We start from the raw sequence: 19,946 nt of genomic DNA, 5'->3' as shown, positions 1-19,946 counted from the left end.
CATCCGTGCCCGAGGGCACCCAGTATTGGTGCGACGCCGCTTCTACAGGCGAGCTACCTCTGCCCGATCGTGGTATGGAGTTTGGCGACGGCCTATTTGAAACCCTGCTCTGTGTTGACGGAAAGCTACTCTTTCCCGAGCGTCATCAGGTAAGGCTTGAACAAGGTTTCCATCAGCTGGGGTTCAATGGCCCAGCGCCCGACCTTGAAGCGTTAGTATCGCCCGCAACAGAGGCGATAGCGCAATCCACGGCTGCAGTGCTGAGGCTTACCTTGACCCGCTCAGCTGGCCTACGAGGCTATGCACCCGGCGACGGGACTGCACACCGCTGCGTACTGCGACTCACACCGTTGAATCATGACCCCTTGTCGGAACCGGTGCCTCTTAGTTTGGGTGTGGCTGGCATCCGCCTTGCCCATCAGCCTGCACTGGCGGGTATTAAGCACCTGAATCGTCTCGAGCAGGTGTTGGCGGCAGGCGAGCGCGAAGATTCCGGCTTCGATGAGCTATTGATGCTCGATATGCAGGGAGTGCCCATCGCCACGACCGCGGCAAATATTTTCATCCGCGAGGGTAAAACGCTGTCTACTCCCGAACTCGCTATGTGTGGGATCGCTGGTACGCGTCGCGCACTGATTCTGGAGGAATGGGCGGACACTGCCGGCTTCCGGGTACAATCCTGCCCGCTATCTCTCGACAGCATAAGAGAGGCAGATGAGGTATTCGTCTGTAATAGCGTCATCGGTGTGCGGTCAGTTACGCAGTTTCTCGACCGTGTACTGAATGACCACAGTGCAGCTGCCGCTATCCGGCAGTGTTACCTGGCAGCGGTAGCCTCATGAAGCGCGTCGTCTTGGCAATAACAGCGTGTTTACTGCTGTTGTCGGTGACAGTGCTGGTTGCCGGCAACTGGCTGTGGCAGCGTTGGCAGCAACCCATCGGGCTGCCTGTTGAGGGCTATCCGCTCATAGTGGAATCGGGGGATACGCTGCGCGGCGTTGCAGAAGAGCTGACCGAAGCCGGTGTGCTTGAGGACCCCTGGATGCTCCGGTTCTATGCGCGTCTGAAGGCACTCGACGATCAGATAAAGCGCGGTGAATACCTGCTGCATCCGCCGCTGACCCAGTCTTCCCTTTTGAGGCAGCTAGTCGATGGCGATATTGTGACCTACCAGGTCACGATTCCTGAGGGGCTAACACTTGCGCAGGCGCTGACCGTTCTGGCGCGTGACCCCGTACTGGTTCCGGAGCTCACCGGGGCCCGGGATCAGCGACTGCTGGAGCTGGCACAGGGCGCTGCAACGGCGGAGGGCTTGTTCCTGCCGGAAACCTATCGCTTTGAACGTGGTGATAGTGATTGGCAAATCATGCAGCGAGCTCATGTCGCGCTAAAGCAGACGCTAGACGCTGCTTGGGCCGACAGGGATGCCGGTTTACCGTATGAGAGCCCCTATGAGGCGCTGGTGATGGCCTCCATTGTCGAGCGAGAGACCGGCGTGCCTGGAGAGCGGCGGGAAATTGCCGGTGTCTTCGTTCGGCGTATCATGAAAAACATGCGCCTGCAAACTGATCCCACGGTCATCTATGGTTTGGGCGAGGGCTTTGATGGCAACCTGCGTCGCACCCATCTTCGCGATGACAGCAACCCCTACAATACCTATCGCCACAAAGGGCTGCCGCCAACACCCATCGCGTTGCCCGGGCGCGCGGCCATCGAGGCGGCGATGCATCCGCTGCCCGGCGAAACGCTATTCTTCGTCGCCCGAGGGGACGGCAGTCACCAGTTCAGTATTACGCTTGAAGCGCATGAAGAAGCCGTGCGTAAATACCAGCTCTCGAGACGGTCAGACTATCGATCCAGTCCGCCACCCTCGAGTGATCCGAATACCAACCGATAAGCCGAGTACATGAAGGGCAGGGGACTATTCATTACCGTTGAAGGTGGGGAGGGTGTGGGAAAATCCACCAATCTCGCCTTCATCGAAGATACCTTACGGGCCCGTGGCATCGACCTGCTGGTCAGCCGTGAACCTGGCGGTACGCCGTTAGCAGAGTCAATACGCGAGCTTTTGCTGGCGCCGCGTGAAGAGTTGGTGGATGTTACCGCCGAGCTCCTTTTGATGTTCGCAGCCAGATCCCAGCACCTGAATACCGTCATTCTTCCGGCGCTTTCCCGCGGTCAATGGGTGTTATGCGATCGATTCACCGATGCTACCTATGCCTATCAGTGTGGAGGGCGTGGAGTCAGTACGTCTTTGGTACGGCAGCTGGAGGATTTGGTGCAGGGCGCACTGCGACCCGATTGCACCGTCTTGCTGGATGCGCCGGTCAGCACCGGTATGGCAAGAGCACAGGCCAGAGGAGACCTCGACCGCTTTGAGCAGGAGGATCTTGAGTTCTTTGAACGGGTTCGGTCGGCTTATCTCACTATGGCCCGCGAAAGCAGCGGTCGATATCGCGTGATTGATGCGTCCGCATCGTTGGAGCAAGTGCAGATCGCCCTGGCACAGGTGTGCGACGACCTTGTCGCGTGTTATCCGGTGCGCCAGTGAACCCATTTGAAGATGCTCCCGCCGTTAGCCACTTCCTGCCCTGGCAGGGAGCCGCATGGACGACCTTATACGACACCTTTGTGGCCGATAAGCTACCTCATGCCCTGTTGCTTTGCGGACCGGAAGGCACCGGGAAGTCCGTTTTCGCTCTGGCACTTGCGCGTCTGATTCTGTGCCAATCTCCCGTTGACGGTTTGGCCTGTGGCCAGTGCAAGGCCTGCGAGCTGAGCCGGACCGGAGCGCACGGTGACTTTCGCTGGGTAACTCCCGAAGACGATAGCCTGCAGATCAAAATTGATCAGGTACGCGCAGCCATCGAGTTTACGACCAAAACGGCCATGTTCGGTCAACGCAAGGTCCTGGTGCTGGCGCCAGCAGAAGCCATGAACGTCAATGCGGCCAATGCCTTGCTGAAGTGCTTGGAGGAACCCGCGCCTGGCACGCACCTATTGCTGGTTTCGAACAGGCCGCAAGGCCTGCCTGCTACGGTCAGGTCTCGCTGCCAGCAACTGTGGTTTCCTGTGCCGGACGAAAGCAGCAGCCGACGATGGCTCGAATCCAGGCACGGCCCGGGCAGTGTCAGCGATGATCTCCTGGGACTCGCCCAGATGCGGCCACTGACGGCTGATGGGTTGTTGCGGGAGGGTACGGCGTCAGATGTTTTGGCTCGACGTGCAGCACTGGGCGCTTTGATTCGTGGCCAGGCCAATGTCGAGCAATTGCGAGGCGCTCTGGCAGATTTGGATGCATTGGCGTTGGTGAACCTGCTTACGGACACGGTACAGGATCTGTTGCGCTGCCAGTCTGTACAGACCCTGAAGTCCCATGCGGGCCAGCAGGCCTTTGTGCTGCTGGATGAGCTGCAGCGTTCCCGTCAGTCCATGCAGCGCGGGGCTACACCTAATCGGGATATTTTTGGCGATGCCTCCTTACAGCAGTATGCAAGGGTATTGGGGGCCTTGAGGCCGGGTGATACTATGGCGCAGACAACAGGGGATGTTGGGCTATGAGTCAGGAGAACTTTGCGAACCGACAGGGCATTCTGTCACTGACGATCAAGGATAAGGCTGTCCTCTATTCAGCCTACATGCCGTTCCTCACCAATGGCGGCTTGTTCGTACCTACCAATAAAAGCTATCGCATCGGTGATGAGGTTTTCATGCTGCTCACACTGATGGACGAACCCGAGAAGATTCCCATCGCAGGGAAGGTGGTGTGGGTCACGCCGCGTGGCGCCCAAGGCAACCGCACTGCGGGTATCGGCGTGCAGTTCAGCGAACAGGACGCAGCTGCCAATGCGAAGATCGAAAACCACCTCGCAGGAAGCCTTGGATCGGATAGGCCCACCCACACGCTATAGCCGCAGTAAACTTAAAGTAGTTTGTTAGCTACAGGGGTTCGCTCTCATTCCGTGCTCAGAAAGTCCTTGTAAGTGCTTGTTTTTATTTCAATTCGCACGCAAAAAAATGGGCTCCAAAAGGAGCCCAATAAGACCATTAGGAGTGAAACATAAAGGAATTGCTTCCCTGACAGAGCATTGGGTATGCTCCCGCGACCACCCAGTTACAATAGGGGATAGGTAGCCACGGTCTAAGTATCGCCTATTTCGTGGCGTTTTCCAGAGCGGTTTTGCTCGGTTTTTAGCCTAATTTGGAATATCGAAATCGCCAAACATAAAAAAACTGTAATAAACCGCATTGAAGAGGCCAGCAGTGACTGACACATCGATCATGCCACTGGGTATCGTCGAGGGCTACTACGGCCGGACCTGGGCGCACGATGATCGTCGGGGGGCGATTGCGGCTGCCTCGACTATGGGGCTCAACGCCTTCCTCTATTGCCCGAAGTCTGACGAATATCTCAGACGTCAATGGCAAGACGATTGGCCGGCAGAGCAGTGGCAGGAACTGCAGCGCACCGCAGACCATTGCGCCACGTTGCAGGTGCAGTTCGGTGTTGGCCTTTCTCCTTATGCACTCTACACAGCCTATGGGCAGGCCCAGAGGCAGGCGCTGAAGCGTAAGATTGAACGACTCAATGCGCTGGAAGCGCCCCTATTGGCGGTGTTGTTCGACGATATGCCGGGCGATGTGCCCGATCTTGCCCAGCGGCAGGCGGAGATCATTGCTGATATAAGTCTGTGGACCACCGCGCAAACAGTATTGATGTGTCCCACCTACTATTCCGACGACCCGGTGTTGGAGACACACTTTGGCACTATGCCTGTAGGCTACCTTGAGGCGCTGGGGGAGTGTATTGCCCCGGAAGTCGACATATTCTGGACCGGGCGCAAGGTCTGTTCAGAACATATCGCGCTATCCGACCTCGGGCAGATAAACCAGCAGTTGAAGCGGCCTGTCACCCTGTGGGATAACTACCCGGTGAATGATGGTGCAGTGCGTTCCAGACACATGTATTTCAAACCCTTGCCAGACCGCGATCCCAATCTTAGTGGGTCCATACGTGGGCACTACTGCAACCCGATGAATCAGGCCTACGCCAGTTTGCCGGCACTGTCGGGATTGGCTGCCTTACACCGGCGCGAATCAGTGCAAGCTCAGCTGGAGCAAGCACTGGGCGACCGACTTCTGGACTTGATTGAGCGCGATGCCGGGCGCTTCGAGGGGCAGGGCCTGGATGCTATTGCGTCTGACGAGACTGAGGCGCTCGCACGTGAGTACCAGCGGCTAGCCACAGCGGCCGCGCAGGAAATTGCCGGCTGGTTGCGCGGCGAATACACCTTTGATCCTGCCTGTCTGACCGACTAATCCATGAATGCCCATCTCGCTGACTGCCGCGACCTGGACTACCACCGCGGGTATGACGTGTCCGAGGTTCTGGCGAGCTGGTTAGATCAGCAAACAAGCGCCGTGCTGTTGCTCGATCTGATGCTGCGGGCAGAGTGGCTAGACAAAGGCGCAGACTTGCCCCTGACCGCTGTTTATCAGCGTGACCTCCAAGGTGGCGAACGTGGCTATAGAGTTTGTGTCGTCGACACCGGGCTGGCCGTGAGTCCCGATGATGATGGCACCGCCGTATTTGCGGCCGCTGTCGCTACTGGCGCCGCGGTGTATCGGTCAGGCGCACCTATAGGCCTGGCACCACTGTCGATCCCCAAGCCCTGGGGTCGGGAGATCTGGTACACAGGAATCGAGGAGCGGGGCGTCTGCTGTTTTGTTGATGAGTTCGGCGGTGAAACGCCTATCCCATGGCTTCAGCTGGCCACAGCCGGCATGTTGGGCCCGGCGGATACACCCCCGGTTCTGCTCAAGATTCTCGATCCGCTGCCAGAGCCGGTGCGCGGCGATCTCTACTTCGAATTACATCACGAAAAGCGCGAAGTGTACGTGGTGACCCACGTAGATTCTGGAGCGTGGCCCGACGGTGTGGGCGCCATCCGCTATGGCTTCTCACCGAAGCGTATCGAGGCGGCGGGCGGTGAGCGTGAGTTCCGCCAGCAGTACCTCGCGGCGGTCAAAGCCTATGAGGTGGTGCGCCGTTCGATTGATGCGCTGCCCGCTGATCAGTCTGTGGGGGCGGAGCTGCTGGATCAGGAGCACGATCTGCGGGAGCAAATGAACGCCTTTACCCGTCTGCGGCCGTTACGCACCGGCGACGTAGTCAAAGTGCCACTGTTACTGCCGCACTCACTGCAACACGGCGTGCGAACCGTAGAATTCCAGACGCCCGTCTATGAGCGCCAGATTATTTCCTTCGCCCAGGAAGTACTCACCCAATCCCACTGGGATACTGAGGAAGCGGTTGAGCAGATGAGCCTCATTGCGCCTGCCGAGGAAGCATTGGATGTGGTGCAGTCCGGGGAGGGCGTAACGATTGAGCGCATTGTCAGCTTTGAGGACTTCAAAGCTTATCGGGTGTCGTTGGCATCGGGTGCGCGCTGGCAACCCGGTTTTGAGAGCAGTTACGGGCTTCTCATGTCGGTGGCGGGCGACGTGAGATTCGGTGAGCTGTCGATTGCTCCAGAACAGGCGGTTTTCATCCCAGCAGCTGCTTGCCATGAGTGCGTTGTGGCCGGGGATCAGTCGGCGGTCATGCTGCTGGCAACGCCAACGGGGTAGGGCGGGGGCAGCCGCTAACGCAGGCGTTGAACCGCTTACTGCTTTATGGCAAACTCTGCGCCCTTGAAGAACCCTGACCGCTTTCTTGAATCAGCATTTTGTTGTTTCCAATCAAGCAATTAGAGGTTCTACGTGAGTGTTTTTCGAACCCTTCGAAGGGCGCTGATTACACGCGGAAGTGGCGAAATTGGTATACGCGCTGGATTTAGGTTCCAGTGCCGCAAGGCGTGAGAGTTCGAGTCTCTCCTTCCGCACCATATACCCAAGGCATCAACCACTGGTTTTGATGCGCAGACCGGGGCTCCTTGCCCCGGTCTCTGCTTTACATCTTTGTGAGGAAAGACCATGCAAGTTTCGATCGAAACGACTTCCGGGCTTGAGCGCCGCCTGACTGTTGGCGTGCCTGCTGATCGCGTAGACAGCGAAGTCAACAACCGCCTGCAAAAAGCGGCGAAGGACGTTCGTCTACCCGGTTTCCGCCCGGGCAAGGTTCCTATGAAAGTAATGCAGCAGCGCTTCGGTGCCGGTGTGCGTCAGGAGGTGCTTGGCGAGGTGATGAGCCAGTCGTTCCAGGAAGCTGTGGTGCAGGAAAATCTGCGCCCGGCCGGTCAGCCCAGCATTGAGCCGCGCAATCTTGAAGCCGGTAAGGACCTTGAGTACGTCGCCACCTTCGAAGTCTTCCCTGATGTCGATGTGCAGGACATGGCAGGTTTCGACGTAGAGCGCCCCAAGGCAGAAGTGACCGAAGCCGACGTCGACAACATTATCGAAGTATTCCGCAAGCAGCAGGGCAACTGGGGCACCGTTGAGCGCGCTGCGCAGGATGGCGATAAGGTCAATATCGACTACGCCGGTACCCGTGACGGTGAAGCCTTTGATGGCGGCACTGCCGAGGGCTCCGACCTGGAGCTGGGTTCCGGTCGCATGATCCCCGGCTTTGAGGATGGCATCGTTGGCATGAGCGCTGGCGAAGAGAAAACCCTGTCACTGAGCTTCCCTGAGGACTATCACGCTGAAGAGCTCAAAGGCGCAGCGGTTGAATTCAAGGTCACCCTGAACAGTGTCGAAGAGATGAAGCTTGCCGAACTGGACGAGGCGCTGTTTGAGAGCTATGGCGTTACCGAGGGTGGTGAAGAGCAATTCCGAAAAGAAGTCTCTGAAAACATGGGTCGTGAGCTGCGCAATGCCGTTGAATCTCGCGTGAAGCAGCAGGTCATGGATGCGGTTGTTGATGCTCACGAAGGCGTTGATATTCCCCAGGCCTTGATCGCCCAGGAAGTAGATGCCATGCGCAGCCAGATGTTCCAGCAGTTTGGCGGCGCCGGCGCACAGGACATGGATCTGAAGTCACTGCTGCCTGATGAGATGTTCGCAGAGAACGCAGAGCGTCGGGTGAAACTGGGCCTGGTACTGTCAGAAATGATCGGCAAGTTTGATCTGAAGGCAGATGCCGATAAAGTGCGTGAGACCATTGAAGAGTTGGCGTCTACCTACGAGCAGCCTGAAGAGGTTGTGAACTGGTATTACTCAAACCAGGAGCAACTGTCTTCCGTAGAATCCAAGGTTTTGGAAGATTCAGTGGTTGAAAAACTGCTTGAGGGTGCCAACATAACTGATAAGGAGTGCAGCTATCAGGATGCGCTCGCCCAAGCTCAGGCCGGGGCGCAGAACTGACAATAGTACTCCCTACGGGCGCTGCAGGTCTGCGGCGCCTGCGCATTGAATAATTTTTTAGTCAAGGGACACTACAGATGCCAGATCGGTTCGACGGTTATAACGCCAACACTATTAACAACCTCGGGCTGGTCCCCATGGTCGTCGAGCAGACGTCCAGAGGCGAACGTTCCTTTGATATTTATTCTCGCCTGCTCAAAGAACGGGTGGTTTTCGCGGTGGGTCCCGTAGAGGATCAGATGGCGAACCTCATTGTCGCCCAGCTCCTGTTCCTCGAGTCTGAGAACCCGGACAAAGACATTCATCTTTACATCAATTCACCGGGTGGCTCGGTCACTGCTGGATTGTCTATTTACGACACTATGCAGTTCGTCAAACCTGATGTGAGCACCATGTGCATTGGCCAGGCGGCCTCCATGGGCGCGTTTCTGCTGTCTGGCGGCGCCAAGGGCAAGCGTTATGCGCTGCCGAACGCGCGTACCATGATCCACCAGCCCAGCGGTGGCGCACAGGGTCAGGCGACGGATATCGACATCCAGGCCAAGGAAATCTTGATTATTCGCAAGCGCTTGAATGAACTGATGGCTGAACACACCGGTCAGTCACTGGAGACTATAGAGCGTGATACCGAGCGCGATTTCTTTATGAACGCCAAGGATAGCTGCGAGTACGGCCTTGTGGATCAGGTGGTGGAAACCCGCTCCATGGCGCCTACAGACGCCGGCTAGCCGCTTCCCGGTGGGGTCTGAGACCCCCGTCTCACCCCGTATTGCAGGGACTTGCAATGCGGGGTAAAAAACATCATCTTAGGTGTCAGGTGATGACCAAATTCCATATAGCTCAAGGCTGATTTAATGAGCAACGATTCAACATCTTCAGGTGACGACGGCAAGCTTCTGTACTGCTCCTTCTGCGGAAAGAGCCAGCACGAAGTCCGCAAGCTGATTGCGGGGCCCTCAGTATTCATCTGTGATGAATGCGTAGATCTGTGTAACGACATAATCCGCGAGGAAGTCCAGGAGAGCAGCAGCGAATCCAAGCAGGAGCAGCTGCCGGTTCCCCAGGAAATAAAGGCGATACTCGACGAGTACGTCATTGGCCAGCAACGCGCGAAAAAAGTGCTATCTGTGGCGGTATATAACCACTACAAGCGCCTGCGTCATGACAAAGGCCGTGGCGACGAAGTGGAGCTTGGCAAGAGTAATATCTTGCTGGTTGGCCCCACCGGCTCCGGTAAAACCCTGCTGGCTGAAACGCTAGCGAGATTGCTGGATGTGCCTTTCACTATTGCCGATGCAACCACGCTGACTGAGGCGGGTTACGTGGGTGAAGACGTGGAGAACATCATCCAGAAGCTGTTGCAAAAATGCGACTACGACGTCGATAAGGCGCAGGTGGGCATTGTCTACATTGATGAGATCGACAAGATTTCCCGCAAGTCAGACAACCCCTCGATTACCCGCGATGTGTCGGGTGAGGGCGTGCAGCAGGCCCTCCTAAAGCTGATTGAGGGTACCGTAGCCTCAGTACCACCGCAGGGTGGGCGTAAGCACCCGCAACAAGAATTCCTGCAGGTTGATACTTCCAACATCCTGTTTATCTGTGGCGGCGCATTCGCCGGCCTGGACAAGGTGATTCGCAACCGTTCCGAAAAAGGCGGCATCGGCTTCAACGCCGAAGTGAAGAGCAAGGATGAAAGTCGTAATGTGGGCGAACTCTTGAGCGACCTGGAGCCGGAAGATCTGGTGCAGTACGGCTTGATTCCTGAGTTTGTCGGTCGTTTGCCGGTTATTGCAACGCTGGAAGAGCTGGATATCGACGCGCTGGTGCAGATCCTCACGGAGCCCAAGAACTCTCTGACGCGTCAGTACAGTAAGCTCTTTGAGATGGAAGATGTGGAAGTTGATTTCCGGGAAGACGGCTTGCGTGCGGTGGCTGAGAAGGCCATGGAGCGCAAAACGGGAGCGCGGGGATTGCGCTCAATCCTCGAGGGCGTTCTGCTTGATTCCATGTACAACATCCCGTCACGCGACGACGTGGCCAAGGTGGTCATTGACGAATCTGTCATTCGCGGCGACTCGGAACCTCTGCTGGTTTATCAGAACAGCGAGCCTGCTCGCGCAGCCTCTACCGAGGATTAGTCTCTACCGAATCCCCCGCGCACAGCCGCGGGGGCGCTCCTGGCATCAGCGCAGGCCCGGAACTTCGGGCCCACTTGTGATGCACCTGCATTGCCCCCATATCACTGGGGAGTCATTCTAATTTTGCCCGGAGAGGTGTTTATGGGTCCTTCTGTTATCGAACTTCCCCTGCTGCCACTGCGCGATGTGGTCGTGTACCCCCACATGGTGCTGCCATTGTTTGTGGGCCGTGAGAAGTCCATAGAAGCCCTCGAAGACGCCATGGCCAGCGACAAGCAGGTGTTGTTGGTGGCCCAGCGCAATGCCGCTGAGGACAGCCCCAGCGCCGACGATATGTACCAGGTGGGTACGGTCTCCAATATTCTGCAGCTACTCAAATTACCGGATGGCACCATCAAGGTGTTGGTGGAGGGTGTCTACCGGGCCATGGTTGCCCACGTCAATGACGATGGGCCCTTTGCTGTCGCTGGCGTGCGGGAAATCGAGAGCGACGAGATCCCCGAGGACGAGGTAGAGGGCATTCTGCGCTCTACGGTGGGGCAGTTTGAAAAGTACGTAAACCTGAGCAAGAAGGTGCCGGCGGAGGTATTGACCTCGCTCACCGGCATCGACGAGCCGGGTCGTCTTGCCGATACCATCGCAGCGCACATGAGCGTTGACTTGGAAGAGAAGCAAAAAATTCTCGAAATCAGCGGTATTCGTGGGCGCCTGGAGCACTTGATGGGCCTGATGGAGGCGGAGATCGACCTGTTCCAGGTTGAGAAGCGCATTCGCGGCCGGGTCAAGAAGCAAATGGAGAAGAGCCAGCGCGAGTATTACCTGAATGAGCAGATGAAGGCCATTCAGAAAGAGTTGGGCGAGATGGACGAGGCGCCCAGTGAGCTGGAAGAACTGCAGGCCAAAATCGATGAAGCGAAAATGCCCGAGGAGGCCAAAGAGAAGGCCCTGGGTGAGCTGAATAAACTCAAGATGATGTCGCCGATGTCCGCCGAAGCTTCGGTGGTTCGTAGCTACATCGACTGGATGGTGTCGGTGCCCTGGTCCAAGCGCAGTAAGGTGAAACATGACCTCAAGCGCGCCACGGGCATTCTCGACGAAGACCATTACGGACTCGAAGAGGTCAAAGAACGCATCCTGGAATACCTGGCCGTGCAGAAGCGTGTGCGCAAGGTGAAGGGTCCCGTGTTGTGTCTGGTTGGCCCTCCGGGCGTGGGTAAAACCTCCCTGGGCGAGTCGCTGGCTCGGGCCACCAACCGCAAGTTTGTGCGTATGGCATTGGGCGGTGTGCGCGATGAAGCCGAGATTCGCGGTCACCGCCGCACTTATATCGGTTCGATGCCCGGAAAGTTGTTGCAGAAAATGGCCAAGTCCGGCGTGAAGAACCCGCTGTTCCTGCTGGATGAAATCGACAAGATGGGCATGGATCATCGTGGCGACCCCGCCTCAGCGATGCTGGAGGTGCTGGATCCCGAGCAGAATCATGCCTTCAACGACCACTATCTGGAGGTCGATTACGACTTATCAGACGTGATGTTTGTGTGTACCTCTAACACTATGAACATACCGGGCCCGCTGCTGGATCGGATGGAGGTCATTCGTATCCCCGGTTACACGGAGGATGAGAAGCTCAACATCGCCCAGCGCTACCTCATTCCCAAGCAGGTGAAGCAGAATGGGTTGAAGCCCAAGGAAATCACGATCACGGAAGACGCCTTGATTGACGTGATTCGCTATTACACGCGCGAGGCCGGGGTTCGCGCCCTGGAACGCGAAATCGCCAAGATTTGTCGCAAGGTGGTGAAATCGATTGCCCTGGGTGATGCCGGTGAACACAGCGAGGTGTTGCCCGATATGCTGGCCGACCTGCTGGGTGTGCGTAAGTACAACTATGGCATTGCTGAGGAAGAGAACAAGATCGGGCAGGTGACCGGGCTTGCCTGGACATCCGTTGGCGGCGAATTGCTGACCATCGAGTCAGTTGCGGTTGCCGGTAAGGGGCGCTACGTGCGAACGGGCTCACTGGGTGATGTGATGCAAGAGTCGATTCAGGCCGCCACTACCGTTGTGCGCAGTCGCTCTCAGGGCCTTGGCATTCCTGCCCAATACCACGACAAGAATGATGTGCATATCCACGTACCCGAGGGCGCTACGCCCAAAGACGGCCCCAGCGCAGGTATTGCGATGTGCACGGCCCTGGTCTCGGTTGCCACCGGCATCCCTGTGCGAGCAGACGTGGCCATGACCGGCGAAATCACGCTGCGCGGTGAGGTGCTGCCCATTGGCGGCCTTAAAGAGAAATTACTGGCGGCACGCCGCGGTGGTATCAAAACGGTGATCATTCCTAAAGAGAACGAACGGGACCTGAAAGAGGTACCGGACAACATCAAGGAGCACCTGGATATTCGTGCGGTGAAGTGGATTGACGAGGTCCTTGCGTTGGCGTTGGAATCTCTGCCGGAGCCACTTTCGGACGAAGAGTATCTGGCCGAGGCCGTCAATGCGGCGGGTGAGGGCAGTGATGTTGACGAGAATCGCGTCAACACCCATTAAAATAAGGGGTTTTTGTTGACCCTCAAAGCGGGACTGGTATACAGTCGCCGCAAAACGCGAGTACTTTCCTGGACCCGGCGGGGCCCTGATTTAAAACGTTTACCATCTAAGGGGATAAGTGTGAACAAGACCGACCTCATCGACGCTATCGCGTCAGCAGCCGACCTTTCCAAAGCAGACGCCGGCCGCGCTCTCGACGCTGTTGTAGACAGCATTACCGACTCACTGAAGAAAGGCGATCCCGTGTCGCTGGTTGGCTTCGGTACTTTCCAGGTTAAGCCGCGTGCTGCCCGCGAAGGCCGTAACCCCCAGACAGGTGCGACCATCCAGATCGCTGCGTCTAACCAGCCCAGCTTCAAAGCCGGCAAGGCTCTGAAGGACGCTGTAAACTCCTAATACGGAGTCCTACCGGGTGCGCCTCCCAGCGCGCCCGTGATCCCCGTAACTGCGCCGAAAGAGTAGGTGACACGGGGACTTACGACGCCTACAATCTGCCGCTGTTTGGCAACCTTCACAGGCATTAAGGGCGCACTACGGTGCGCTCTTTGCGTTGATATAACGAGTTTTACTCATGCTCCAGGATATCCGCTCTAACATTCAGGGCACCATGGCCAAGATCATTATTGGCCTCATCATTGTGTCGTTTTCCATTTTCGGTATTGAATCGATTCTCTTCGGCGGTGGCAGTTCAGGTGTTGCCGAGGTGAACGGTGAGCCCATCTCCCCAATTGAAGTCCAGCAGGCCGTCAATACTCAAAAGCGTCAGCTAATCGCCATGATGGGTGACGCTGTTGACCCGGCGATGCTCGACGATAATGTGCTAGGCGCGCAGGCACTGGACGGATTGATCGACAGACGCCTACAGATGCAGTCTGCGGCCGACCTTGACCTTGTCGCTTCTGAAGCTGAGATCGGTAGGGTAATTGCGGGTATGGAGCAATTCTGGCTGGATGGCCAATTCTCTCCTGAGGTATACACCAGCGTGCTCGCCAGCGCCGGATTCACACCGGCATTCTTCAAGCAGAGTCTTGCCCAGGATCTGGTGCTCAATCAGGTGCGCAGTGCTGTCGCGGGTAGTGATTTTGCAACGCCCGCAGAGCTTGCCCTGAATGCCCGTATTGCCAGTGAACAGCGCGACGTGCGTTACCTCACGATCCCGCTGGAGCGCTTTCGTCAGGACGTGGATGTCACCGACGAGCAGGTGGCTGCCTGGTACGCAGACAACGAAGCGAACTACATGACCGAAGAGTCGGTGGAATTAGAGTACATCGAGCTGTTGGTTGATGATTATCGAGAGCCTATCGCTGAGGACGTCTTGCGACAGGAATTCGAGCTGGCCAAGGACAGCTACCAGTATCAGCCCGAAAATCGCGTTTCACATATCTTGTTCGAGCAAGGCGACGGCGAGAGCGATGACGCATTTGCTGCGAGAGTTGCCGAAGCCAGCCAATCATTGAGTGATGGCGCTGATTTCGCGCAGCTGGCGGGTGAGTTGTCTGCAGATATTGGCTCGGCTGCCGCAGGTGGCGATCTGGGCTTTTCCAGCGGCGATGCATTCCCCGAAGAGATGGAAGAGGCCATAGCGGCGCTGGAAGTGGGTCAAGTGTCAGAGCCTGTGACCACGGATGCTGGCGTGCACCTGATTTTACTCACTGAGCGCCGCGCCGGTGAAACGGCCAGCTTTGAAGAGATGCGTCCACAGCTGGAAGAAACGCTGCAGCTCACGGAAGCTCGAAATGCCTTGCTGCGTAAGGTCGAAGACCTGCGAGACCTGGCCTTCAATGCCGAGAACCTCAACGGCCCGGCACAAGATCTGGAGCTGGAGGTGGAAACTGCCAGCGGCGTGACCCGTGATCAGTTAGAGGGCTTGTTCTCACGCCCCAGCCTGATTGCAGCCGCCTTCTCGGAAGATGTCCTCGAGCTCGGGCACAACAGCGAAGTTATCGAACTCTCTCCTGAGCACTTTGTGGCCCTGCGTGTGGCAACCCACAACAAGCCGGAATTAATGCCCCTGGACACGGTGCGCGAGCAAATCGTTAGCGCGATCGCAGAAAAGGCGTCCCAGGAAGCAATCGATGTGGAGGCTCTGCGCGCCGTTGTCGCAATCAACGCCGGAGAGGGTGTCGAGAGCTTTGCGGTTGAGAATGGTTACGAGTGGCAGGTCGAGATTGGCGCAAAACGTCGCAACGTAAACCTGCCGCAGGCTGTGCTTGAACGGGCTTTTGAACTGCAGGCGCCGACTGCTGACACGCCGGTGGTTGACGCCGTGAGCGACATCAATGGTGACCGACTGGTATTGGCCCTGGTGCGGGTTACCGAAGGGGAACTTGATGCCCTGGCGCCGACCGAGCGCGACCTGATAGACCGCCAGGTGGGTGCTGAGTTTGGCACGCTTATCCAGCAGGAGTACCAGAGCGGACTTCGTCAGCGCGCTGAAATCACCGTTTTCTAATTAGGTAGGTAGCTAAAATGGCTAGCAAAATTCTCACCCTCAACCAGATTTCCGTGAAGGGGCTGGATCGACTTCCTCGCGAGACTTATGAGATCGCCAGCGAGTTTGGCACGCCCGATGCCATCATGCTGCGCAGTCATAAGCTCAAGAATGAAGAGATTGCGGACTCCGTCATTGCTATTGCCCGGGCAGGTGCCGGTACGAACAACATTCCCGTAGCCGACTGTACGGCTCGCGGTATCCCCGTTTTCAACACGCCCGGTGCAAATGCCAACGCGGTGAAGGAACTGGTTGCGGTTGGCATGCTGCTGGGTTCACGCGGTGTGATCGAAGGTATCGATTACGTCCACACACTGGGTGATGTCACCGACGAAGCCGAGCTCAATAAAACCCTGGAAGCCCAAAAGAAGCAGTTCAAGGGTAGCGAACTGGTAGGTAAGACACTGGGTGTTGTTGGCCTTGGGGCTATCGGCTCGATGGTTGCCGAAATGGCATTGACGTTGGGAATGGAAGTTATTGGTTACGACCCCGCGCTGTCTGTAGAGGCCGCCTGGCGCCTGTCCAGCCGTGTGCGCAAAGCCGATGCCTTGGCGTCACTGTTTGCCCGTAGTGATTACATCACGCTGCATCTGCCGGTACTGGAATCTACTCGTGGCCTGGTGAATGCCGAGCTGTTGGCGGCCATGAAGCCCGATGCCTGTGTACTCAACTTTGCCCGCCAACAAATCGTCGATGATGAGGCGATGATTGCGGCACTGGATGCAGGACAATTGCGTAAGTACATCACGGATTTCCCGGCTCCTGCATTGATCGGTCGTAAGGATGTCATCCTGATGCCGCATATTGGCGCCAGTACCGACGAGGCCGAGGAAAACTGTGCAGTGATGGCAGCCGATCAGCTGCGCGACTTCATTGAGAACGGCAACATCAAGAATTCAGTGAATTTCCCGACGTTACAGTTGGAGCATGTCACCGGATGTCGCCTGGCTATCGCGAACGAAAATGTGCCCAAAATTCTGGGCAGCGTACTGGCTATACTGGCGGATCGTGATATCAATGTGATCGATATGCTGAACAAGAGCCGTGATGAGATCGCGTACAACCTGATCGATATCGAAGGCACGCTCAGCGACGAAGTACTGCAGGAAATGCGTGCGCTTGAAGGTGTGATTAACGTACGCCTGATTGGCGACTGCGCCTGCGATTTGCCGAGCTAGGGCTCGGCACGCTCTGTGGCGGCCTCTCGGGTCGCCACTTCATCATCCTCATCTGTAATAGTCTCAACGCCGCCGGACGCCCCGCGCGTCACCGGGTCGGTGTCCACATACAAGTCCCGCTCCTCGTCGGAAAGGCCAGCGCTGCCATCCCAGGGGGATAGCCGTTGCATGGCGTAATCCTGCAAGTCCAGGAACGGGTATTTGATAATGTTGAAGTAGGGCGAGTAGTCGAAATCGCTGGGCACACAGAGCTTTGGGTTACGCATGTAGAGCTTTATCTGGTCGTGCTCTACACGTTTCACCAGCGGCAGTATGGGAAATCCGGCATTGCCGAACGCCTCAGCGACCATTGTCGAGCACACCGTGTGCGTGCTGGTCCCTGGGTTGCGACTGAACAAAGTGGAGCGCCACCGCCGGGGCATGATGAACCAGGGGAAGAAGAACCGCAGCAGGTCAAAAATCTGGCGCACATCGTAGCCCGTTCCCAGGCGACCAATGGCGTATCGCAGAATATCCTGGCTGTCGCGGTACCCCAAATCCCTTGGTCGACAGACCCGCAGGTGCTCCAGTTCATACACTTTGAGAGGGCGAACAACGGTACCCATCCCCAGTTCACTCTCGATAATCAATTGGGTTTCGGGAGGCCCAATGTAGTGTTGTCGCAGAGAATCCTTTAACAAAGGGTCTTCGATATCGTGTATTCGACCGATATACAACGCAGCATGCGACCAGCTACTCTGTGTGACCATCTTAATCACATCACTCACACGGGAGCGGCCTTCCACGAGAATGACGTCACAGGGGCGCACCTCGTGGCGTATGCGCTGAAAATCGCTGAGTGGGGTAGAGGGCAGTGGCTTCTTGTGCTGCAGCCACTTAATAACGGCGTTTTGAATCCAGGTAATCATTCGGGCTGGTTCGCAAAGTGAAACTCCGTTATAACCCACGCCAGCTACGGGTACCAGAGGTGTCACCTTGAATAACACGCTCTCGAGCATCGAGTCGCAGGTGCGGCGACGAAACTACGACAATCCTCCGTTGGAGAATTGGCACCCGCCCTTGTCCGGGGCTATCGATATCGAGATAAAAGCCGATGGGCGCTGGTTTCACGAGGGGGGTGAGATTAAGCGAGAGCCGCTGGTCCGGTTATTCGCGAGTTTGCTGCGTCGGGAAGAGGACGGTGAGTACTATCTTGTAACGCCAGCAGAGAAGTGGCGCATCCGGGTAGAACAGTATCCATTGTTGGTGATTGCTGTGGATTACCTTACGCCTGAGCAGATTCTGAAGCTGACCTTAAATACCGGTAAGCAGGTGCTTGTTTCTGATCCTTCAAGGTTGACCCTGGACTCGGCCCATGTCGGCGTGCCGATTGTATCGCTGCCCCACAGCCTCTCCGCACTGTTCGGGCGCAGTGCCTGGTATCAGGTTGCGGCATTGGTGGATGACGATGGGAAGCTGCCCCTGGCCCATGGCATGCTGACGCTGGTGTGATTGCCGCTTTGCGAGAACAGATATTCTTCGGCAATAGACCATAAAAAACGGGGCCCTCGGCCCCGTTTTCTGTGTGATGGCAACGGCCGCTACATATTGGGGTAGTTTGGTCCACCAAAGCCTTCAGGTGTCACCCAATTGATGTTCTGCGCCGGATCTTTGATATCGCAGGTCTTACAGTGCACGCAGTTCTGGGCATTAATCTGGAATCGCTTACCGTTATCGTCTTCCACAATTTCGTATACGCCCGCAGGGCAGTAGCGCTGCGCGGGTTCGTCGTACATGGGAAGGTTCTTGTCCAGTGGGATAGAGGCATCCGCCAATGTCAGGTGGCAGGGCTGATCCTCTTCATGGTTGGTGTTGGACAGAAACACTGACGAGAGGCGGTCGAAGCTGATGACGTTATCGGGCTTGGGGTAGTCAATCTTCTTACAGTCGGCAGCTGGCTTGAGTGCAGCGTAGTCAGGCTGTGCATCGTTCAGTGTGAACGGCAACTTACCGCCAAAGATGTTTTGGTCGATCCACACCATGGCTGAACCCAGCATAAACCCGAACTTGTGCATAAAGCCGGAGAAGTTGCGCGTGGTGTAAAGCTCTTCGTGCAACCAGGAGTTCTCGAGCTTGTCGGCAAAACTTGCCAGGTCGGCCGGTGCGGTTTCCTGCATTAAGGCCTCAACCACCGCTTCGGCAGCGATTAAGCCGCTTTTCATGGCAGTGTGGTTGCCTTTGATTTTCACACTGTTCAATGTGCCGGCATCACAACCGATAAGCAGTCCGCCGGGGAAATGCATCTTGGGCAGTGAGTTGAGTCCGCCTTTGGCGATGGCGCGAGCGCCGTAGGTCAATCGTGAGCCACCCTCGAGGTACTTAAGCGTCTCGGGGTGGTGTTTCCAGCGGTTGAACTCCTCGAAGGGGCTCACGTGCGGGTTGCTGTAGTTCAGGTCAGTGATCAGACCGAGATACACCTGGTTGTTCTCTGCGTGGTACAGGAATGCGCCACCACTGGAGCCGCTTTCCTTCAATGGCCAGCCCAGGCCGTGGACGACCAGTCCTTCCTGGTGCTTTTCGGCCGGGATCTCCCAGATTTCCTTTATGCCAATCCCGTAGTGCTGCGGGTCTTTACCCTCGTCGAGGCCAAACTGGCGAATCAGCTGCTTGCCCAAATGTCCGCGGCAGCCCTCGGCGAAGAGGGTGTACTTGGCGTGCAGCTCCATGCCGGGCATGTAGCTGTCCTTCTGCTCGCCCTCGGCGCTGATACCCATATCGCCCGTGGCAATGCCTTTGACACTGCCGTCGTCGTTGTAGAGTACTTCTGACGCCGCGAAACCGGGGTAAACCTCTACGCCCAGGCTCTCCGCTTGCTCTGCAAGCCAGCGGCAGACATTGCCCATGGAGACAATGTAGTTACCGTCATTGTGCGTAGGCTTGGGGATCATGAAATTCGGGAGCTTGATAGCGCTGCTCTCCGACGTATAAAAGAAGAACGTGTCCCCGGTGACTTCTGTTTTGAGCGGTGCACCCATCTCTTTCCAGTTGGGGAAGAGCTCATTCATGGCGCGGGGCTCCAACACCGCACCTGATAGCGTATGCGCGCCGACCTCGGAGCCTTTTTCCACCACACACACGGTGGTTTCACGCTCATTCTCCTGAGCCAACTGCATGATACGGCAGGCCGCGGACAGTCCGGCGGGGCCTGCACCTACGATGACGACATCGAACTCCATTGATTCACGTTCCACGTTAGACTCCTGTGTTTCGGGACAGTGGATTTTCGTAGCGAACGCGCCACGT

General features: G+C 56.9%; 17 protein-coding genes and 1 tRNA gene. 16 read left to right on the top strand and 2 right to left on the bottom strand.

Annotated elements, in window-relative coordinates; genetic code table 11:
* The first annotated feature begins 5 nt into the window (after window positions 1-5).
* The 15 genes from pabC (at window position 6) to IE089_RS05305 (ending at window position 16,664) form a co-directional block, all read left to right on the top strand.
* A complete protein-coding gene (pabC, locus tag IE089_RS05375; RefSeq protein ID WP_189475864.1) occupies window positions 6-842 on the top strand; it encodes an aminodeoxychorismate lyase in 837 nt (278 codons plus the stop codon).
* Window positions 839-1,897, top strand: a complete 1,059-nt coding sequence (gene mltG / locus IE089_RS05370) for an endolytic transglycosylase MltG (protein ID WP_189475862.1) — start codon at window positions 839-841, stop codon at window positions 1,895-1,897. The genes pabC and mltG overlap by 4 nt, the downstream gene beginning before the upstream one ends.
* A 9-nt stretch (window positions 1,898-1,906) precedes the next feature.
* Window positions 1,907-2,551, top strand: coding sequence for a dTMP kinase (tmk, locus tag IE089_RS05365; protein WP_189475860.1), 645 nt, complete (start codon window positions 1,907-1,909; stop codon window positions 2,549-2,551).
* Entirely contained in the window at window positions 2,548-3,561 is a 1,014-nt protein-coding gene (holB, locus tag IE089_RS05360) for a DNA polymerase III subunit delta' (RefSeq protein WP_189475858.1), read from the top strand. The genes tmk and holB overlap by 4 nt, the downstream gene beginning before the upstream one ends.
* Entirely contained in the window at window positions 3,558-3,911 is a 354-nt protein-coding gene (locus IE089_RS05355; protein ID WP_189475855.1) for a PilZ domain-containing protein, read from the top strand. The genes holB and IE089_RS05355 overlap by 4 nt, the downstream gene beginning before the upstream one ends.
* A gap of 352 nt (window positions 3,912-4,263) precedes the next feature.
* Window positions 4,264-5,319 (top strand): beta-N-acetylglucosaminidase domain-containing protein, encoded by a 1,056-nt coding sequence (locus IE089_RS05350; RefSeq protein WP_189475852.1) that lies wholly within the window; start codon window positions 4,264-4,266, stop codon window positions 5,317-5,319.
* Between the two features lie 3 nt (window positions 5,320-5,322).
* On the top strand, window positions 5,323-6,630 hold the full coding sequence (locus IE089_RS15885) for a hypothetical protein (RefSeq protein ID WP_189475849.1): 1,308 nt from the start codon (window positions 5,323-5,325) through the stop codon (window positions 6,628-6,630).
* Between the two features lie 172 nt (window positions 6,631-6,802).
* Window positions 6,803-6,887 (top strand) — tRNA-Leu (locus tag IE089_RS05340).
* A gap of 88 nt (window positions 6,888-6,975) precedes the next feature.
* Window positions 6,976-8,304 carry a trigger factor gene (gene tig, locus IE089_RS05335; protein WP_189475846.1) on the top strand — a complete coding sequence of 443 codons (1,329 nt, stop codon included), beginning with the start codon at window positions 6,976-6,978 and terminating at the stop codon, window positions 8,302-8,304.
* A 77-nt stretch (window positions 8,305-8,381) separates the two neighbouring features.
* On the top strand, window positions 8,382-9,032 hold the full coding sequence (gene clpP, locus IE089_RS05330) for an ATP-dependent Clp endopeptidase proteolytic subunit ClpP (protein ID WP_189475843.1): 651 nt from the start codon (window positions 8,382-8,384) through the stop codon (window positions 9,030-9,032).
* Window positions 9,033-9,158: 126 nt separating this feature from the next.
* Window positions 9,159-10,445 carry an ATP-dependent Clp protease ATP-binding subunit ClpX gene (clpX, locus tag IE089_RS05325; RefSeq protein WP_189475840.1) on the top strand — a complete coding sequence of 429 codons (1,287 nt, stop codon included), beginning with the start codon at window positions 9,159-9,161 and terminating at the stop codon, window positions 10,443-10,445.
* Window positions 10,446-10,586: 141 nt separating this feature from the next.
* Window positions 10,587-12,995, top strand: a complete 2,409-nt coding sequence (gene lon, locus IE089_RS05320; RefSeq protein ID WP_189475837.1) for an endopeptidase La — start codon at window positions 10,587-10,589, stop codon at window positions 12,993-12,995.
* A 120-nt stretch (window positions 12,996-13,115) separates the two neighbouring features.
* Complete coding sequence (locus tag IE089_RS05315; protein WP_189475835.1) at window positions 13,116-13,391, top strand: HU family DNA-binding protein; 276 nt, start codon at window positions 13,116-13,118, stop codon at window positions 13,389-13,391.
* A 175-nt stretch (window positions 13,392-13,566) separates the two neighbouring features.
* Window positions 13,567-15,447, top strand: coding sequence for a SurA N-terminal domain-containing protein (locus IE089_RS05310; protein ID WP_189475833.1), 1,881 nt, complete (start codon window positions 13,567-13,569; stop codon window positions 15,445-15,447).
* Window positions 15,448-15,464: 17 nt separating this feature from the next.
* Window positions 15,465-16,664: a phosphoglycerate dehydrogenase gene (locus tag IE089_RS05305; protein WP_189475831.1), complete on the top strand. Its 1,200-nt coding sequence runs from the start codon at window positions 15,465-15,467 to the stop codon at window positions 16,662-16,664.
* On the opposite strand, the gene IE089_RS05300 is transcribed toward IE089_RS05305, so the two are convergent.
* Complete coding sequence (locus IE089_RS05300) at window positions 16,661-17,572, bottom strand: YiiX/YebB-like N1pC/P60 family cysteine hydrolase (RefSeq protein ID WP_189475829.1); 912 nt, start codon at window positions 17,570-17,572, stop codon at window positions 16,661-16,663. The two genes, IE089_RS05305 and IE089_RS05300, sit on opposite strands and share 4 nt — an antisense overlap.
* Window positions 17,573-17,639: 67 nt before the next feature.
* On the opposite strand from IE089_RS05300, the gene IE089_RS05295 reads away from it, so the two are divergent.
* A complete protein-coding gene (locus tag IE089_RS05295) occupies window positions 17,640-18,155 on the top strand; it encodes a DUF1285 domain-containing protein (protein ID WP_189475827.1) in 516 nt (171 codons plus the stop codon).
* Window positions 18,156-18,244: 89 nt separating this feature from the next.
* On the opposite strand, the gene IE089_RS05290 is transcribed toward IE089_RS05295, so the two are convergent.
* Window positions 18,245-19,894, bottom strand: coding sequence for an electron transfer flavoprotein-ubiquinone oxidoreductase (locus tag IE089_RS05290; RefSeq protein ID WP_189475825.1), 1,650 nt, complete (start codon window positions 19,892-19,894; stop codon window positions 18,245-18,247).
* Window positions 19,895-19,946 lie beyond the last annotated feature (52 nt).

The organism is Parahalioglobus pacificus (assembly GCF_014652275.1).
Taxonomy (GTDB): Bacteria; Pseudomonadota; Gammaproteobacteria; order Pseudomonadales; family Halieaceae; genus Parahalioglobus; species Parahalioglobus pacificus.
Note: the sequence above shows the minus strand (reverse complement) of the source record. Positions and strands in the feature narration are given on the sequence as shown.